This is a genomic window from uncultured Nitrospira sp. (genome assembly GCA_902500695.1).
In the GTDB taxonomy this organism is placed as follows: domain Bacteria; phylum Nitrospirota; class Nitrospiria; order Nitrospirales; family UBA8639; genus Nitrospira_E.
Window position 1 is genome coordinate 3245 of the sequence record CABVRQ010000109.1, and the last position, 1290, is coordinate 4534.

Annotated in this window: 2 protein-coding genes; one reads left to right on the forward strand and one right to left on the reverse strand. The window is 51.8% G+C overall.

Annotation, left to right across the window (positions count from 1 at the left end):
• Positions 1 to 365 (reverse strand): SulP family inorganic anion transporter (locus AAH187_RS17630; RefSeq protein WP_342349798.1); only part of this gene is annotated, 365 nt, incomplete at its 3' end.
• Positions 366 to 976: 611 nt separating this feature from the next.
• On the opposite strand from AAH187_RS17630, the gene AAH187_RS17635 reads away from it, so the two are divergent.
• A partial coding sequence (locus tag AAH187_RS17635; RefSeq protein ID WP_342349799.1) for a hypothetical protein occupies positions 977 to 1290 on the forward strand: 314 nt, incomplete at its 3' end.

Genomic DNA, 1290 nt, shown 5'->3' on the forward strand with positions numbered 1-1290 from the left:
TTCCCGCCAATTTTGAGGAGTCCGAAGGCGATTTGCACCACACCCGCTAAGATGAATATTCCGATGATCGTCCCCATGGCCGATTCCAAGCTCCCGGCGAAACTGATGGCTTGAGAAATGGTCAGCGCGGCGACCACCGTCATGGGGCCGGTTGGAGTACTGATGAGCGTGCGCGTGCCGCCAAAGAGAATGGCAATGGCTCCCAGCAGGATTGCACAATACAGCCCGGACACCGCTCCCAGTCCGGATTGAAGGCCAAAGGCCAGGGCCAACGGTAAGGTCACCACTCCGGCGGTCAGGCCACCGAGAATATCCCCCTTCACATGAAGAAAATTAAATTTTGATTCCTGCGCTGCGTATGTCATAAGAAATTGGAGATCACCCGGTTAGAACTTCAGCCCTACACCCATACATTGTTTGAACCCCGTCCAGAGCCCTGCCAGCCTGTGTGTGTGTTTCGCCTTACACCAGCCAACGACGCGATAGTATAGGCTATGAGCCAAATGTTTTAAAGCCAAAGCAGGCTTGATGGAAGGTGGGAACGATGTCCGATCTCAGGGAAACACGATGGAGGAAGGACAATAGGACGACTCGGGTTCGCTTAGCCCCCTTCACGGGAAAATATTCAGGAGGCTTTTTCGCCAGGGAGAAATGTAAGAATGTAAGGTTGCGCATATTGCCGGGATACAATCGTGTCCTCAAGAGGACATCCTCCGCGTTGCAATATTTGGATATTCCTAATAATCCCGGAATCCTTTCACATTCATATTCCTTCCTTCAATGGACCACGATTACCCTTCTTGTGAAATTCCATATGGGCCAGCAAATCCTTCTTGAAAATTCACTCGTCACAGCGCGTTGATTCTTGTTTCTAGCAGGCCGGGTTTCTTTTGGAAGGCATCCTGTCGATCTCTTTCTGCTTGGCTTGCCCTCAGGCTCTTACATCTCTATCCTTTTTCTTCCCATGGAATCTGAATTGAATTTGCCTGCATCCGATCATTCGAACACGTCTCCGCTTGGGGGAATCCTTTCGGCTATCCTTCCAGGACTTGGGCACCTGGTCCGGGGATATCCCATTCATATGCTTTGGGTGGTGATGGTGGGAGGACTGCTCGGCGGCATCACGTGGGCTCTCGGAGCAGTCGGGGGACCGGGAGCGGGCTTCTTCTTAGGCATGTTGATTATTTTGCCGTGGTGGTGTCTTCAAGCCTATCAAGCATACCTTCCAACTCCACCAGGCCAATTGGAGACGTTACGCATTGTCTGGAAACGCGCTCACGATATGCGGTT